The sequence below is a fragment of the Frateuria sp. YIM B11624 genome (genome assembly GCF_049727805.1).
Lineage (GTDB): Bacteria > Pseudomonadota > Gammaproteobacteria > Xanthomonadales > Rhodanobacteraceae > Frateuria_A.
The window spans coordinates 16616-31900 of the sequence record NZ_JBCNYA010000003.1; the positions used below are offsets into that span (position 1 = coordinate 16616).

Sequence of the window (15285 nt, forward strand, 5' to 3'; positions counted from 1 at the left end):
CTAGTCGTCTCCGTGGATGCGGCCGCGCAGCGCTTTCAGTGCGCGGTGCAGGTTGACCTTGAGTGCGCCGGTGCTGCGGCCGGTGCGCGCGGCGGCCTCCTCCAGCGACAGCTCCTTCAGGCCGAGCTGCTCGACCGCCTCGCGCTGGCCCGGCGGCAGCGCGTCGATCGCCGCGCGCAGGCGGCGCGCCTGCTGCTCGCGTTCGCTCTCGGCGCTGGCGTCGTGCTCGTCCGGATGCAGCGCCACCGCCACCTCGTCGCCGACCTCGCGGTGCGCCTGCCGGCCGCTGCGGCGCAGGCCGTCGATCGCGCGGCGGCCGGCCAGCGCGGCCAGCCAGGCATCGTAGGAACGGGCCGGGTCGTAGGTGTGGCGCACGCGATGGATGGTGAGCAGGGTTTCCTGCACCACGTCGTCGAGCTGGTCGTGGGCCACGCCCTGGCGGCGCGCGACCGCGCGGATCAGCGCCACCGAATCGGCCAGCACGCGCTCGTAGGCGCGGCGGTCGCCCGCCTGGGCAGCCGCCATCCACGCCGCACGGCGGCGTTCGGGGGTGTCGCTGGCAGGGTCGGCTGGCACGGCCAGGTCGATGCTCGCCCAGGAGGAGGAGCGATCATCTAGGACCATGGCGCCGGTGGCGGTCAAGCCCTGCATGGCGGGAACGTGCGACTCATGCCGGGCATTCGCCGTATCCGGTCGTATCGTTACCTCGAGGCCCTTACGAACCCGGATACCCCGCTACCGGTCCTTCCCCCGCGACCGCGGGGGAAGGTGCCGACAGGCGGATGGGGGCGCTCTTGGGCGGGATAGCCGGGTGAGCCTTTCGCCAAGCTTCCCCCATCCGCCCTTCGGGCACCTTCCCCCGTGAACGGGGGAAGGAACCCACGCTCTTGCGCCGTTTTCCGACAATGCAATCGAGGCCACGTAACCGGCTCGGCCTGGCCATCGAATACCCGTCACATCCCAGCGGAAACCTCATCCCATGCTGCTGCTGATCCTCGCCTACCTGGGCGGCGTGCTGACCATCCTCAGCCCCTGCATCCTGCCGGTGCTGCCGTTCGTATTCGCGCGCGCCGACCGCCCGTTCGCGCGCAACGGCCTGCCGATGCTGCTGGGCATGGCGCTCACCTTCGCGCTGGTCGCCACGCTGGCCGCGGTCGGCGGAGGCTGGGCGATCCGCGCCAACCAGTACGGCCGCGCCATCGCGCTGGTGGTGCTGGCGCTACTCGGGCTGACCCTGCTCTCCACGCGCGTCGCCGAGTGGCTGACGCGACCGTTCGTGGCGCTGGGCAACCGGCTGTCGCAGCGCTCGGACAGCGAGGGCTCGGTGTGGTCCGCCGCTGGCCTTGGTATCGCCACCGGCCTGCTGTGGGCGCCCTGTGCGGGCCCGATCCTGGGCCTGCTGCTGACCGGTGCGGCACTCAACGGCGCCAGCGTGCAGACGACGCTGTTGCTGCTCACCTATGCCGCGGGCGCGGCCACCTCGCTGGCGCTCGCTTTGCTGATCGGCGGCAAGGTGTTCGCCCTGATGAAGCGCTCGCTCGGCGCCGGCGAATGGGTGCGTCGCGCACTCGGCGTACTGGTGCTGGCCGGCGTGGCGGCGATCGCGCTGGGGCTGGATACCGGCCTGCTCACCCGCGCGGCGCTGGCCAACACCGGCGGCCTGGAACAGAAGCTGCTCGACGCTACCCGCCCGCCGCCCGCGCCCGAACCGGTGCGCCGGGCCGGCGCGCCGTTGCCGGTCGAAGGCGAGCTGCCCTCGCTGGCCGGCGCCACCGGCTGGCTCAACTCGGCGCCGCTCACCCGCCAGGCGTTGCGCGGCAAGGTGGTGCTGGTCGATTTCTGGACCTACTCCTGCATCAACTGCCTGCGCTCGCTGCCCTACGTGCACGGCTGGTACGACAAGTACAAGGACCACGGGCTGGTGGTCATCGGCGTGCACGCGCCGGAGTTCGCCTTCGAGAAAGAACCGGCCAACGTGGCGCGCGCGGTGAAGGAATTGGGTGTGGACTACCCGGTCGCGCTCGACAACGACTATGCCATCTGGCAGGGCTTCAACAACCAGTACTGGCCGGCGCACTACTTCATCGACGCCAAGGGCAACATCCGCGCCCACCACTTCGGCGAAGGCAACTACAAGGAGAGCGAGAACACCATCCGCCAACTGCTCGCCGAGGCCGGTCACACCGACCTGCCCGGCGGCTACGTGCAGCCCGGCGCCAGGGGCGCGCAGGCGGCCGGCTCGGGCGACGCGATGCGCTCGCCGGAAACCTACGTCGGCTACGCCCGCAGCGAGCATTTCGCCGGCGACCAGGTCGCCCACGACGATGCCTGGGACTACCGCGCGCCGGCCACGCTGCTCTCCGGCCAGTGGTCGCTGGACGGCCGCTGGACCGTGCACGCCGAGAACGCCGCGCTGGAGCGCGCGAACGGCCGCATCGCCTATCGCTTCCGCGGACGCGACCTGCACCTGGTGCTGGGCCCCGGCGCGGACGGCAAGCCGATCCGCATCCGCGTCACCCTCGACGGCAAGCCGCCGGGCGCCGACCACGGCATGGACGTCGATGCCGACGGCTACGGCACCGTCACCGAGCAGCGCCTGTACCAGCTCGTCCGGCAGCAGCACGGCAGCGGCGAGCGGCTGTTCGAGATCACCTTCCTCGACCCGGGCGTGCACGCGTACGCCTTCACCTTCGGCTGATCCGTTTCGGAGGTTGCCATGTCCCGCACCAACGACATCATCGCCATGGAGCGGCGCCGTTTCCTCAGCGCCGCACTGGCCGGCGGCGCGCTCGCCGCGGTAGGCGGCGGCCTGCTGATTCCGCGCCTGTCGGCGCGCTCGGCGCCCGTCGAACCGGTCGCGGCGAACGGCAAGGACATGCTGCTCGAATGCTTCGCCGACGACGGCCACCGCCTGGGTCCCTGCCACGTGCGCAAGCTGGTGCTCACCGACGCGCAGTGGCGCGAGCGGCTGCCCGAAGCGTCGTACTACGTGATGCGCCACGACGGCACCGAGCGCGCCTTCAGCGGCCCGCACGAAAGGCCGCCGGTGCCCGGCCTGTTCCGCTGCCTGGCCTGCGACACCGCGCTGTACGACGCCGCCACCGAGTTCGACTCCGGCACCGGCTGGCCGAGTTTCTGGCAGCCGATCGCGAAGCAGAACGTCATCGAGAGCACCGACCGCATGTTCGGCTGGGTGCGCACCGCGATCAGTTGCGCCGGCTGCGACAGCCACCTGGGCCACGTCTTCACCGACGGCCCCGAACCGACCGGGCTGCGCTACTGCATGAACTCGGTGGCGCTGCGTTTCGTGCCACGGGCGGGTTGAGGCTCGCCCGTACGCTTCCCTGCGTAGGGTGGGCTTCAGCCACCGCTCTTCGCCGGGCTCGACGCGAAGGGCGGCAGGTGGGCCGAAGCCCACCCTACGGCCGGCGCGATCCGCCAGGTGCGCGCCGATTACATTCGATAGGCGTCGAGCAGACCTGCGTCGTCCCGGATGCCGGGCGGCAGCAGCCAGCGGGGATCGCGGCCAGCCTGCAGCAGGTCGCGAATGCGCGTGGCCGAGATTTCCAGCGGGGTGACTTCCAGCGCGGCGACCATGCCCGCGGGCGCCGTATGCAGCAGGCGCGGATCGGCGACCCGGCGCGATGCAACTTCACGGGCCAGTTCCGCCGTCCAGTCGCCGGCGTGGCCCGGGCGGGATAGCACGCCGAGGTGGGCGAGTTCGAACAGTTCGTGCCAATGGTGCCAGCTTGGCAGGCCTGCGAAGGCATCGGCGCCGAGCAGCAGCACCAGCGGCCGTTCGCCGATCTCGCCGCGCAGTTCGGCAAGCGTGTCCACCGTGTAGGAAGGGCCGCCTCGCGCCAGCTCGCGCGTATCGAGCCCGACTCGGTCCTGGCCCCGCAGGGCCGCGCGCAGCAGCGCCACCCGCGTGGTGGCGTCCGCGATCGGCGGCGACCGGTGCGGCGGCACGCTGGCGGGCATCAGGCGCACGTCGGCGTCGAGCAATTCGGAGGCTTCCCACGCCACCGCCAGGTGGGCGATGTGGATGGGATCGAAGGTGCCGCCGAGGACGGCTAGTGGGCGCATGTCGCCATTACTCCCGCTCCTCTGCCCCTTGCCAGAAATGGGAAAGAAGGTTGAGGTGAGGGGTCACGCTAGGTCGAAGCGGCAGTTGCGCGGGGCGATGTGTCGTTGATGATTTGCTGCTAGCAAAAACGAACAGCACCGCGAGCCCCGGCCCCTCACCCCAACCCTCTCCCCGGAGGGGAGAGGGAGCAAGAGGCGCGCTCATGCCAGCGCCGCGGCGGCGCGCGGCTCGGCGATGGCGGCGATCAGCCGTTCGGCCTCCAGCCACGGCTCGCCGTGTTCGCGGCCCTTGGCCATGCGGTCGATGCGAGAGGCGCGCGCCAGGCAGGCCAGCCAGTGATCGCGCGGGGCGCGGCGCAGCGCCTTGCGGAACAGTTGCTCGCGCGCCGGCCACAGGCGCTCGGCGCGCGCCTGCGCGGCGAAGTCGCGCGCGTTGGCCAGGCGCAGCGCAAGCTGCAGTTGGTTGACCAGCCAGCCCATCAGCGGGATCAGGTCCTCGCCCTCGCCGCGCAGGCCGGCGAGGATGTGCAGCGCGCGACCGCCGTCGCCGGCGAACGCGGCGTCGGTGAGCTTGAAGGCGTCGTAGCGGGCGCTGTCGGCGACCAGGTTTTCCATCTCGGCCGCGTCGATGCGGCCGCTGCCGTGCAGCACGACGAGCTTGTCGATTTCCTGCGCCGCAGCGAGCAGGTTGCCCTCCACGCGCTCGGCCAGCAGGGCGGCCGCGTCGGGTGTGGCGGCAAGGCCACGCGAGGCGAGCCGCGCACCGATCCACGACGCCCATTCCTGCGGCTTGGGCGCGTTGAACACGGCCAGCACGCCGGCAGCGTCGACCTGCCTGGTCCAGGCGCCCTCGTGCTTGTTGCTCCACTCCACCGCTGTGATCAGCAGGGTCACATCCGGCGGTGGGTCGGCGCAGAACGCGGTGATCGCCTTGGCGCCCTCGACGCCGGGCCGCCCGGTAGGCAGGCGCAGGTCGAGCAGGCGGCGGCTGGCGAACAACGACATGCCGGCGGCCGAGCGCGCCAGGTCGTCCCAGTCGAAGTGCTGGCCGGCCTCGAGCACCTCGCGCTCGGCATAGCCGAGTTCGCGCGCGCGCGCGCGCAGCGCGTCGGCGGCTTCCAGCACCAGCAGTTCCTCGCCCGCGAGCAGGTACACCGGCGCCAGGCGGTCGGACGCCAGCGCCTTGCTCCACTGGGCGGCGGACATCGGCATGTCAGCCCGCGCTGGATGCCGCGGCCGGTGCGGCCTGCTGGTTGCGGCCGGCGGCCTGCAGGCGGAACAGGATCGCCTGCACCATGTCGTCGTTGAGGCTGCGGCGGATTTCCTCCACCTGCGCGTCGGTGCCGATGGTGTTGGTGGCGTCGTAGCTGAAGTCGCGCGACATGTCGACGCGCTGCTGCGGCACCAGCACCTGGCCGTTGCTGTCGTCGACCTCGAAGCGCACCTGGTAGCGGATCGTGTACTCGGTGACGCGCGCGCCGCCGCTGACGCTCAGCGTATCGGTGTCGAACGCGGCCAACGGAATCTTCAGCTCGGCGACGCCGGGACCGCTTTCGTCCTCCAGCGTGGCACCGGAGTCCTCCAGCGCGCGGGCCAGGTTGCGCTGCAGTTCGCCGCCGCCGTTGACGGCAAGGTGCACGCGCTGCATCGACGAGGGCAGCGCGGCGCTCTGGCGCAGGTGAAAGCCGCATGCCGACAGCGCGAGTACGGCGACCAGCAGCGGGGCTCGGGACAGACGGTTCATGGAGTCATCCTGCGACGATGTTGACGATCTTGCCGGGCACCACGATCACCTTGCGCACGGTCTGCCCTTCCAGGAACGCGACGACGTTGGGGTGCGCGCGCGCCATCGCTTCGGCGTCTTCCTTCGAGACATTGGCCGGCACCTCGATGGTAGCGCGCAGCTTGCCATTGACCTGCACCGCCAGGGTGACCGAGTCGCGCACCAGCGCGGCCGGGTCCGGCTGCGGCCAGGGCACGTTCTCCAGCACCGTTTCGGGGTGGCCCAGCACTTGCCACAACGCGTGGCTGACGTGCGGCACCACCGGGTTGAGCAGCAGCACCATCGCCTCCAGCGCCTCGTGGCGCACGGCACGGCCCTGCTCGCTCATGTCGGTGAACTTGCCCAGCGCGTTGAGCAGTTCCATCAGCGCCGCGATGGCGGTGTTGAAGGCATGCCGGCGGCCGAGGTCGTCGCCGACCTTCTGGATGGCCTCGTGCAGCTGGCGGCGCAGCGCCTTCTGGCCGGCGTCGAGACTGGCGGGGTCGACCACCGGATGGTCCGGCTGCGCGGCGTGCGTGGTCACCTCGCGCCAGAAGCGGCGCAGGAAGCGGGCCATGCCTTCCACACCCGCCTCGCTCCATTCCAGCGATTGCTCGGGCGGCGCGGCGAACATGGAGAACAGGCGCACCGTGTCGGCGCCGAACTTCTCCACCATCGCCTGCGGATCGACGCCGTTGTTCTTGGATTTGGACATCTTCTCGATGCCGCCGATCTGCACCGGCTGGCCGTCCGCCTTCAGGCGCGCGCCGACCACGCGCGCGCGCTCGTCGCGCTCGATCTCGACCTCGGCGGGATTGATCCAGTCCTTCGAGCCGTCGGCGTTCTCGCGGTAGAAGGTTTCGGCGATCACCATGCCCTGGCACAGCAGGTTGGTGGCCGGCTCGTCCGAATGCACCAGGCCCGCGTCGCGCAGCAGCTTGTGATAGAAGCGGAAGTACAGCAGGTGCAGGATCGCGTGCTCGATGCCGCCGATGTACTGGTCCACCGGCAGCCAGTAGTTGGCGCGCGCGTCGACCTGCCCGGCGGCGCCGGGACTGGTGTAGCGGGCGTAGTACCAGCTCGACTCCATGAAGGTGTCGAAGGTGTCGGTCTCGCGCTCCGCCGGGCCGCCGCACTGCGGGCAGGCGCACTTGCGCCATTCGGGATCGGCCTTGATCGGCGACTGCACGCCCGAGAATTCCACGTCCTCGGGCAGCACCACCGGCAACTGGTCTTCCGGCACCGGCAGGGCGCCGCACTGGCTGCAGTAGATCACCGGGATCGGGCAGCCCCAGTAGCGCTGGCGGCTGACGCCCCAGTCGCGCAGGCGCCAGTTCACGCGGCGCTGGCCCTTGCCCTCGCGCTCCAGGCGGTCGGCGATCGCCTCGAAGGCCTGGGCGAAGTCCAGGCCGTCGCAATCGCCGGAATTCACCAGGATGCCGCGCTCGGTATACGCAGCGTCCTCATGGATGCGCCGCTCGAATTCCTGCACCGTGCGCAGCGCAGCGGAGGTTTCATAGGCATCGGTATCGCTGCCGTGCAGCGCGGCGCGCATCGGATTGGCGCCGACGCCCTGGCGCAGGTCATGGCCGATCTCCGCCAACGCGTCGACCACGCCGCGGTCGACGATCACCATGCGGATCGGCAGCGAATACTTCTGCGCGAATTCCCAGTCGCGCTGGTCGTGCCCGGGCACCGCCATCACCGCGCCGGTGCCGTAGCCCATCAGCACGAAGTTGGCGACCCAGACCGGGATCTTCTCGCCCGTGACCGGGTGGATCGCGCGCAGGCCGGTGTCCATGCCGCGTTTTTCCTGGGTTTCCAGCTCGGCCTCGGAAACGCCGCCGTGCTTGAGTTCCTCCAGGAACGCGGCCAGCCGCTCGTTGCCCTTCGCGGCCTTCATCGCCAGCGGATGTTCGCTGGCAATGGAAACGAAGGACACCCCCATCAGGGTGTCGGGGCGCGTGGTGAACACGGTCAGCGGTTCGGCTTCGCCCTCGACGGCGAAGTGGATCTCCAGGCCTTCGGAGCGGCCGATCCAGTTGCGCTGCATGATCTTGACCGCGTCCGGCCAGCCCGGCAGCGTGTCCAGGCCGTCGAGCAGCTCCTGCGCGTAGTCGGTGATCTTCAGGAACCACTGCGGAATCTCGCGCTTCTCCACCAGCGCACCAGAGCGCCAGCCGCGGCCGTCGATCACCTGCTCGTTGGCAAGCACCGTCTGGTCGACCGGATCCCAGTTCACCACCGCGTTCTTGCGGTAGGCCATGCCCTTCTTCATCAGCCGCGTGAACATCAATTGTTCCCAGCGGTAGTACTGCGGCGTGCAGGTGGCGAACTCGCGCGTCCAGTCGTAGGCGAAGCCCATGCGCTTCAACTGCTCGCGCATGTGCTCGATGTTCTTGTAAGTCCACTTGGCCGGCGCGGTCCTGTTCTTGATCGCGGCGTTCTCGGCCGGCAGGCCGAAGGCGTCCCAGCCCATCGGCTGCAGCACGTTGCGGCCGTTCATGCGCTGGTAGCGGCTGATCACGTCGCCGATGGTGTAGTTGCGCACGTGGCCCATGTGCAGCGCACCGGACGGATACGGCAGCATCGAAAGGCAGTAGAACTTCGGCTTGGAGGGGTCTTCGACCACCTCGTAGGCGCGGTTTTCGCTCCAGTACCGCTGCGCGGCGGTTTCCACCGCCTGCGGCTGGTAGCCCTGTTCGTTCGAAGCCTGTTCGTGGGAGTCCTGCATGTTTCCGGTGCCTTGCTGTGGGGTACGCGCGGCCCGCGTGGCTGCGGCGGCGATGAACCCGTCAGCCTAGCCCAGCGCCCGGCCGGAGCCAAGACGAGGCCGTCGATGACGCGGGTTGGCCATAGGATGGGCTTCAGCCCACCGGCTTGTCCGGAGCGGAAATGTTGCGCTGAAGCCCACCCTACTCCGGCTATGGCACTGACGGACAGGCGGGCGTCTGGCCGGCGGCGACCGGCCCGGCGGCCTGGGCGATCTGCCCGGCGAGCGCCGCCAGCGCGCGCTGGTGGCCTTCGACCAGCGCGTCGTAACCGGGCCCGACCGGCTCGCGGACCTGGCTGGTGCAGGCGAGCATGGCGTCGCCCTGCAACTGGCGCACGCTCCAGGCGGCGTCGATGAGCGCGTACTCGCCCGGCGACGAGTCGAAGCGGCGCAGGTCGACCTTGATGCGCAGCCGCGGCTTGCCGCCGCTGGGCAGGCCGGTGGCGTCCTGCGCATGCAGCGCCTGGGCGAGGTCGGCGGACAACGCGCCGCGCACTTCGTCGGCCAGCGGCGCGATCCAGCGCTCGCCGCCCAGCGGGACGGCGCCCTGCCCGCCCAGGCGGATCACCAGTTGCGGCTGGTCGACCTGGGCCGGAATGCCCACCGGCAACAGCTCGAACTGGAACGGCGCCGCCGGTGCCGGCTGCCCGGCCTGCGCAGGCGCGATCAAGGTGTAGTAGTGCGCCGGCTGCGAAGCGCAGGCGGCCAGGCCCAGCGCCAGCGCGGCGGCCAGCAGGTGTCGCGTGCGGATCATGGCTTGCTCCCTTGCCGTGCAGGCGGGTTGGCGCGCTCCGGCTGCGCCGGCGGCGCGTCATCCGGCCGGCCGCGGATCAGCGCTTCCGGATGCACGCCCAGGTAGTCGGTCAGCGCGCGCAGCGAGCGCGCCATGCGCTGCAGTTCGCCCAGCGTGCTGCCCAGGTTCTGCTGCAGCGGCGAGTCGGCCGAGAGCGCGTTGTCGGCGCTGCCCAGCGTGCGCTGCGCGCCTTTGAGCGTGCCCTGGAGCTCGGGCAACACGCCGGTGTTGACCTGCCTGAGCGTGCCGTCCAGGTCCGCCAGCGTCCGGTCGAGGTTGCGGCCGATGCTGTCGAACGGAATCTTCTGCACCTTGGTGACGATGTCGGCCAACTGTTCCTGCAGCTTGTCGAAGCTGCCGGGCGCCGTGGGCAGTTCGACCGGCGTGGCGGCCACGTCGAAGCTCGCCCTGGGCGCCTTGGGCACGAAGTCCAGCGCGATGTAGAGCTGCCCGGTGAGCAGGTTGCCGGTGCGCGCCTGCGCGCGCAGGCCGTGCGCGACCAGCGGGCCGAACATGCGCGCCAGGTCGACGCGGCCGTCCTTCGTGCCGGCCTGCGCGGCGAGCTTGTCGTACGCGTTGCCCAGCCGCTGCGGGTAGATCACCGCGCCGACGGTGAGCGGGAAGCGCGTGTCCTTCGCGTCGTAGTCCATGGTGATGGAGACCACCTTGCCGATGTTGACGCCCAGGAACTCCACCGGCGCGTCCACCGCCAGACCGCGCAGCGACTGGTTGAAGCGCATGCGGATGTAGCGCGGCGGGCCGTCCGGCGGCGCCATCGCGGTGGTTTCGTCGTTGAACAGGGCGAAGTCGGCATCCTCGGCCGCGGGCGTGTCATCGTGCGGGCCGCGCGGTTCCTCGAAGGCGACGCCGCCGGCAAGCACCGTCGCCAGCGACTGGGTATTGAGCTTCAGCCCGTTGGCGCCCAGCGAGACGTCGACGCCGCTGGCATTCCAGAAGCGTGTCGAGCGGGTCACGAAGCGGTCGTTGGGGCCGTCGACGAAGATGCGCAGCGAGACGCCCTTGCCGTCCTTGTCCAGCGTGTAGGACGACACGCGGCCGACCTGGATGCGCCGGTAGTACACCGGCGAGCCGGTGTCGAGCGAGCCCAGGTCGTCGGTGTGCAGCACGAAGCTCTTGCCAGGCGCGCCGTGCAGCACGGCCGGCGGCGTCTCCAGGCCGGTGAACTCGTACTGTTCATCCTTGGAGTCGCCCACGTCGGCGCCGATGAACGCGCCCGAGAGCAGCGTGTCCACGCCGGACACACCGCCCAGGCCGATGCGCGGGCGCACCACCCAGTAACGCGTGCCCTTGGTGGCGAAGCTCTCGGCGCTCTTGTTGAGCGCCACCTTCACGCGCACCCGCTTGCGGTCCTCGGACAGGTCCAGGCTGGTGACCTTGCCGATCACCACGTTCTTGTACTTGACCGGGGTCTTGCCCGCCTCCAGCCCCTCGGCGGTCTGGAAGGTGAGGGTGATGTCCGGCCCGGCCTGCAGCCAGGCGTGCACCACCAGCGACAGGCCCACCAACGCGGCCAGCACCGGCACCAGCCAGATCAGCGAAAGGCTGAAGCGGTGCTTGCGCACCACCGGTTCGGGCAGTTCCTCGCGCGGGGTCTGCTCAGTCATCGTCGGGGCCATCCCACATCAGTCGGGGGTCGAAGCTCATCGAGGCGAACATCGTAAGTATCACGGTCAGGCCGAAGAACACCACGCCCGGCAGCGGCTCGACCTGGCTGAAGAAGCCGAAGCGCACCAGCGCGGTGAGCAGCGCCACCACGAACACGTCCAGCATCGACCAGTAGCCGATGAACTCCACCGCGCGGTACAGCCGGGCGCGCTGGCGCAGCGCCCAACGGCTCTGCCGCTGGGTGCTGGTCAGCAGCGTGCCCAGCACCAGGAACTTGGTCATCGGCACGACGATCGAGGCGGTGAACACGATCACCGCCAGGCTGGGCGAACCCTTGACCCACAGCTCCACCACGCCGCTGATGATGGTGTTGTCGTCGATGTCGCCCAGGCTCACCGTGCGCATGATGGGCAGGACGTTGGCCGGGATGTACAGGATGAACGCGGCAACCAGCAGCGCCCACGTGCGCCGGATGCTGTCGCGCTTGCGCCGGTGCAGCGCGGCGCCGCAACGCGGGCAGGCTGCGTCGTCGGTCGCCGGCTCGCGGCAGACCAGCCCGCATACGTGGCAGCCGATGACGCCCAGTTCGTGTGCCCGCGGCGCCCGGCTCATGCGTCCGGCTCCGTCATGTCCCACAGCCGGCGCAGGTCGATGCCCGAGAAGATCGTGATCAGCAGCGTGAGCACGGCATAGGCCCAGATGCCCGGATCCGCCTGCACGTCGAAGTAGGCGCGCGCCTTGACGATCGACACCAGCGCGCCGAGCACGAACACCTCGGTCATCGTCCACGGCTGCAGGTAGTAGAGCGTGCGCATGATGGCGGCAAAGCCCGGCGCGCGCCGGCCGGCGCGGGCGAACAGCAGCACCCAGCCCAGCATCAGCATCTTGTTGAGCGGGAAGAAGAACAGCGTGGCCGCCGCGACCACCGAAACCACCTGCGCGCCCTGCCCCCACATCATCAGGATCATGCCCCACAGCGTCGCGCTGCTCTGCTGCGCGCCCAGGCCCAGGGTGACCACCGGCCACACGTTGGCGATCAAAAAAACGATCAGCGCGGTCAGCACCAGCGCCAGCATGCCGCCGGCGTCGAGCGTGTGGTAGCGCGCCAGCACCGCGCCGCAGCGCACGCAGCACACCTCCTCGCCGTGCCCGAGCACGTGGCCGCGATGCACCGTGTCGCAGTGCTCGCACACCAGCAGCCGGCCGGAGGACGCATGCAGGCGCGCGGCTGCGGCGTTGTCCGCGGCGCGGATGTGGGCGAGGCCGGGCTTTGGCGTACTCATCGGTCCATTCTCGCAAATCGGGCGTGGGGACGTAGGTGCGGGTGGAGATTCGTCGCGAGGGAGGCCCTCGCTTCGTGCTCCCGGAGATGAGGGGAGGCGAAGATGGGCTCCCTGCGAGAATGTCCCCTCACCTCAATCCTCTCCTCGAGGGAGAGGAGGCGAACGTGTGCGCCTTGCGCACGCTTGTATCTGATGAGAGCGCCGGGCCTCTTGATATGCTGGCCGGCACCCCGATCTGCAACGTTCCCCTCAAGGAGAGCCCACGTGACCGCCGCCGCCCAAGCCCACGTCTTCGACATCGACACGGCCAATTTCGAGACCGAGGTGCTGCAGGCCTCGATGACCACGCCGGTGCTGGTGGACTTCTGGGCGACCTGGTGCGGCCCGTGCAAGACGTTGGGTCCGATGCTGGAGAAGCTCGCCGCCGAGTACAACGGCGCCTTCCGCCTGGGCAAGGTGGACGTGGACAAGAACCAGGAGCTGGCCGCGATGTTCGGCATCCGCTCCATTCCCACGGTCATGCTGGTCAAGGACGGGCAACTGCTCGACGGCTTCGCCGGCGCACTGCCCGAGGGCCAGCTGCGCGAGTTCCTGTCGCGCCACGTGCAGCCGCTGGACGGCGAAGCGCCTGCCGAACCCGAGCCGGAAGAAGCGGAAGATCCCGCACAGGCGATCAACCGCCTGCAGCAGGAAATCGCCGCCGAACCGGACCGCGCCGAACTCAAGCTCGACCTCGCACTCGCCCTGATGCGCGATGGCCAGGCCGACGCCGCCGAGGCCGAGCTCAACGCGCTGCCGGCCAACCTGGCCACCGACGCGCGCGCCGTGCGCCTGCGCAGCCAGTTGGACCTAGCTCGCGCGCTGGAAGGCGCGCCCTCGCTGGCCGAGCTGCGCCAGCGCGTGCAGGCCGATGCCACCGACTGGGCCGCACGCGACCTGCTCGGCGTGCGGCTGCTGCTGGAAGACGACCCGGCCGCCGGCCTGGACCAGTTCCTGGCGATCCTGGAAAAGGCCCGCGACTGGAACGACAACGCCGCGAAGAAGCGTCTGCTGGCCGCCTTCGCGACGCTGGACGACGTCGAGCTGGTCGGCCGCTATCGCCGGCGGATGGCGTCGCTTTTGTTCTGACAAGGCGAGCATCCGAGCGCGACGGGGTCATGCGGGCCTTGCGTGGCGCGCTGCAGCCCGGGCGCCGCGGTGGGATCGACTCACCATACGCTCGCGTACGCTAGACTGGCCTTTTCCCCGCCAGCATCCCCATGCGCGCCTCCACCTTCCGCCGCCTGCTCAACCTCTGGCCGCCGTTCCTGTTCAACAGCATCCGCGTGCTGCACCTGGCGGACGACTGGACCGAAGCGCGCGTGGTGCTGCGCCTGCGGCCGTGGAACCGCAACTACGTGCGCAGCCAGTTCGGCGGCAACCTGTTCTCGATGACCGATCCGTTCTGGATGCTGCTGGCGATGCACCGCCTGGGCGGCGACTACTACGTATGGGACAAGGCCGGCGCGATCGACTTCGTGGCGCCCGGCCGCGAAGACGTCTATGCGTCCTTCCACCTCACCGACGCCATGGTCGACGAGCTGCGCGCCGCCGCGGCCGGCGGCGACAAGGTGCTGCGCTGGTTCGAGACCGAAGTGGCGACCGCGTCGGGCGAAGTCGTCGCCCGGGTGCGCAAGCAGCTCTACGTGCGGCTCAAGCCCAAGGCCCGCGTGGCATAAGCTTCCTACGCCTCCCGCTCGAAGCGGGCGATCTCTTCCAGCGCCGCCTCGGCCTTGCGCACGGCCTTGCCGGCGGCGTTGTCGGTGATCCAGCGCATGCGCCCGGTCCACCGGGCCAGCCCGACCACGGCGAGCACCAGCGCCAGCGATATCCAGCCGCAGAGCACCAGCCAGCCGACGAAGCGCGGCCAGCGCGCCCACACGTCGACGCCGATCTCCCAATGGATTTCCATCAGCAATAGGGGAATCCACACGAAGCTGCCGATCACGGCGAATACCGGCGCCTCGACCTGTATCCGCCACGCGCGCAGCTGCGCCAGACGACGCTGGATGTCGAGCACCTGTGCGGTGTAGTCGATCCCCAGCATCAGATGCAGGATGCGGCCGGCGAACGCCACCATCGCGATGCCGAACACCTGCACCATCACGCCCAGCACGACCTGGTGGGCGACGTCCATGTGGCTGGTCCAATAGGCCGTTCCCAGGAGCATGAACAGCACGCCGAACGCGAGCTGGATCGACTGCCCCCAGAGCAGCGGCCGCAGGCCGTGGCGCAGCTTGTCGAGCCGTCCCTCCCGATAGAGCCGCAGGTTGAACGCCTGTTGCTGCTCCAGCCGCTGGTTGAGCTGCTGCCAGGCCTGCTTCATTTCGTCCAGTTCCATGCTCATGCTCCGGTGGCTGCTGCCGCGGCCATCTGCCCGCGCAACTTCTGTTTGACGCGCCCGATCTTGGTGGCCACGTTGGTCTCGCTGATGCCGAGCACCTGGGCGATCTCCACATGGCTGCGGTCGTCCAGATACAGCAGGATCAGCGCGCGGTTGAGCGGATCGAGCTTGCCGATGAAGGCGTACAGCGCCGCCAGGCGTTCGTCCGGAGCCGACACGTCCGGGTCGCCGGGCAGCTCCAGGTGCACCGCATCGAGCGGCTCCAGGCGCTCGTCCTTCGCCGCGTGGCGGGCATGCGAGATCGCCACGTTCAGCGCCACGCGATACATCCAGGTGGAGAACTTCGCGCGCGCCGCGTCATAGCTGCCGAAGGAGCGCCACAGTTGGACGGCGATCTCCTGCGCCAGGTCGCTGCGGTCCTCGCCGCCGCGGGCGTAGATGCTGGCCACCTTGAACGCGATGCCGCGGTGTTCCTGCAACAGCGCTTCGAACTGGCGTTGGCGTTGGCGATCCGTCATGGCGTGTGCGTCGTATTCCCCTGTCCCCTGCATGATTCGCGCGGCCGCGAAAAAAATCACA

General features: G+C 69.8%; 15 protein-coding genes. 4 read left to right on the top strand and 11 right to left on the bottom strand.

The genetic code is table 11. The features are described from left to right. Nucleotides 1-525 (bottom strand): RNA polymerase sigma factor, encoded by a 525-nt coding sequence (locus AAIL17_RS02010; RefSeq protein WP_424681285.1) that lies wholly within the window; start codon nt 523-525, stop codon nt 1-3. Between the two features lie 454 nt (nt 526-979). Here AAIL17_RS02010 and AAIL17_RS02015 point away from each other — a divergent pair, with 454 nt between their 5' ends. Both AAIL17_RS02015 and msrB read left to right on the top strand, forming a co-directional pair. Further along, nucleotides 980-2698 carry a cytochrome c biogenesis protein DipZ gene (locus AAIL17_RS02015; protein ID WP_424681134.1) on the top strand — a complete coding sequence of 573 codons (1719 nt, stop codon included), beginning with the start codon at nt 980-982 and terminating at the stop codon, nt 2696-2698. A gap of 18 nt (nt 2699-2716) precedes the next feature. After that, nucleotides 2717-3325, top strand: a complete 609-nt coding sequence (msrB, locus tag AAIL17_RS02020) for a peptide-methionine (R)-S-oxide reductase MsrB (RefSeq protein ID WP_424681135.1) — start codon at nt 2717-2719, stop codon at nt 3323-3325. 128 nt (nt 3326-3453) lie between these two features. Here the strand turns inward: msrB and nadD are convergent, their stop codons facing one another. The 8 genes from nadD to AAIL17_RS02060 form a co-directional block, all read right to left on the bottom strand. After that, nucleotides 3454-4086 carry a nicotinate-nucleotide adenylyltransferase gene (nadD, locus tag AAIL17_RS02025; RefSeq protein ID WP_424681136.1) on the bottom strand — a complete coding sequence of 211 codons (633 nt, stop codon included), beginning with the start codon at nt 4084-4086 and terminating at the stop codon, nt 3454-3456. Nucleotides 4087-4287: 201 nt separating this feature from the next. After that, entirely contained in the window at nt 4288-5298 is a 1011-nt protein-coding gene (gene holA, locus AAIL17_RS02030; protein ID WP_424681137.1) for a DNA polymerase III subunit delta, read from the bottom strand. A 1-nt stretch (nt 5299) separates the two neighbouring features. Continuing rightward, the gene (gene lptE / locus AAIL17_RS02035) at nt 5300-5830 is read right to left on the bottom strand and encodes an LPS assembly lipoprotein LptE (RefSeq protein WP_424681138.1); all 531 of its coding nucleotides are present in this window, start codon (nt 5828-5830) and stop codon (nt 5300-5302) included. 4 nt (nt 5831-5834) lie between these two features. After that, nucleotides 5835-8582, bottom strand: coding sequence for a leucine--tRNA ligase (gene leuS / locus AAIL17_RS02040; protein ID WP_424681139.1), 2748 nt, complete (start codon nt 8580-8582; stop codon nt 5835-5837). Nucleotides 8583-8772: 190 nt separating this feature from the next. Continuing rightward, a complete protein-coding gene (locus tag AAIL17_RS02045) occupies nt 8773-9375 on the bottom strand; it encodes a PqiC family protein (protein ID WP_424681140.1) in 603 nt (200 codons plus the stop codon). Further along, the gene (locus AAIL17_RS02050; RefSeq protein WP_424681141.1) at nt 9372-11039 is read right to left on the bottom strand and encodes an intermembrane transport protein PqiB; all 1668 of its coding nucleotides are present in this window, start codon (nt 11037-11039) and stop codon (nt 9372-9374) included. The genes AAIL17_RS02045 and AAIL17_RS02050 overlap by 4 nt, the downstream gene beginning before the upstream one ends. Beyond that, nucleotides 11032-11652 carry a paraquat-inducible protein A gene (locus tag AAIL17_RS02055; protein WP_424681142.1) on the bottom strand — a complete coding sequence of 207 codons (621 nt, stop codon included), beginning with the start codon at nt 11650-11652 and terminating at the stop codon, nt 11032-11034. The genes AAIL17_RS02050 and AAIL17_RS02055 overlap by 8 nt, the downstream gene beginning before the upstream one ends. Next, on the bottom strand, nt 11649-12323 hold the full coding sequence (locus AAIL17_RS02060) for a paraquat-inducible protein A (RefSeq protein ID WP_424681143.1): 675 nt from the start codon (nt 12321-12323) through the stop codon (nt 11649-11651). The genes AAIL17_RS02055 and AAIL17_RS02060 overlap by 4 nt, the downstream gene beginning before the upstream one ends. Before the next feature lie 264 nt (nt 12324-12587). Here AAIL17_RS02060 and trxA point away from each other — a divergent pair, with 264 nt between their 5' ends. After that, nucleotides 12588-13451: a thioredoxin gene (gene trxA, locus AAIL17_RS02065; RefSeq protein ID WP_424681144.1), complete on the top strand. Its 864-nt coding sequence runs from the start codon at nt 12588-12590 to the stop codon at nt 13449-13451. Between the two features lie 131 nt (nt 13452-13582). After that, the gene (locus tag AAIL17_RS02070; protein ID WP_424681145.1) at nt 13583-14041 is read left to right on the top strand and encodes a DUF4442 domain-containing protein; all 459 of its coding nucleotides are present in this window, start codon (nt 13583-13585) and stop codon (nt 14039-14041) included. A 5-nt stretch (nt 14042-14046) separates the two neighbouring features. Here the strand turns inward: AAIL17_RS02070 and AAIL17_RS02075 are convergent, their stop codons facing one another. Continuing rightward, entirely contained in the window at nt 14047-14703 is a 657-nt protein-coding gene (locus tag AAIL17_RS02075; protein WP_424681146.1) for a hypothetical protein, read from the bottom strand. A gap of 2 nt (nt 14704-14705) precedes the next feature. Next, on the bottom strand, nt 14706-15224 hold the full coding sequence (locus AAIL17_RS02080; RefSeq protein WP_424681147.1) for an RNA polymerase sigma factor: 519 nt from the start codon (nt 15222-15224) through the stop codon (nt 14706-14708). Nucleotides 15225-15285 lie beyond the last annotated feature (61 nt).

Excerpts from the sequence above, each read along its gene's own strand:
- leuS (WP_424681139.1), bottom strand. The coding sequence starts at position 8,582 with ATGCAGGACTCCCACGAACAGGCTTCGAACGAACAGGGCTACCAGCCG.
- AAIL17_RS02070 (WP_424681145.1), top strand. The coding sequence starts at position 13,583 with ATGCGCGCCTCCACCTTCCGCCGCCTGCTCAACCTCTGGCCGCCGTTC.
- AAIL17_RS02055 (WP_424681142.1), bottom strand. The coding sequence starts at position 11,652 with ATGAGCCGGGCGCCGCGGGCACACGAACTGGGCGTCATCGGCTGCCAC.
- nadD (WP_424681136.1), bottom strand. The coding sequence starts at position 4,086 with ATGCGCCCACTAGCCGTCCTCGGCGGCACCTTCGATCCCATCCACATC.
- msrB (WP_424681135.1), top strand. The coding sequence starts at position 2,717 with ATGTCCCGCACCAACGACATCATCGCCATGGAGCGGCGCCGTTTCCTC.
- AAIL17_RS02050 (WP_424681141.1), bottom strand. The coding sequence starts at position 11,039 with ATGACTGAGCAGACCCCGCGCGAGGAACTGCCCGAACCGGTGGTGCGC.
- AAIL17_RS02080 (WP_424681147.1), bottom strand. The coding sequence starts at position 15,224 with ATGACGGATCGCCAACGCCAACGCCAGTTCGAAGCGCTGTTGCAGGAA.
- AAIL17_RS02075 (WP_424681146.1), bottom strand. The coding sequence starts at position 14,703 with ATGGAACTGGACGAAATGAAGCAGGCCTGGCAGCAGCTCAACCAGCGG.
- AAIL17_RS02045 (WP_424681140.1), bottom strand. The coding sequence starts at position 9,375 with ATGATCCGCACGCGACACCTGCTGGCCGCCGCGCTGGCGCTGGGCCTG.
- AAIL17_RS02015 (WP_424681134.1), top strand. The coding sequence starts at position 980 with ATGCTGCTGCTGATCCTCGCCTACCTGGGCGGCGTGCTGACCATCCTC.
- AAIL17_RS02060 (WP_424681143.1), bottom strand. The coding sequence starts at position 12,323 with ATGAGTACGCCAAAGCCCGGCCTCGCCCACATCCGCGCCGCGGACAAC.
- lptE (WP_424681138.1), bottom strand. The coding sequence starts at position 5,830 with ATGAACCGTCTGTCCCGAGCCCCGCTGCTGGTCGCCGTACTCGCGCTG.
- AAIL17_RS02010 (WP_424681285.1), bottom strand. The coding sequence starts at position 525 with ATGGCGGCTGCCCAGGCGGGCGACCGCCGCGCCTACGAGCGCGTGCTG.
- holA (WP_424681137.1), bottom strand. The coding sequence starts at position 5,298 with ATGCCGATGTCCGCCGCCCAGTGGAGCAAGGCGCTGGCGTCCGACCGC.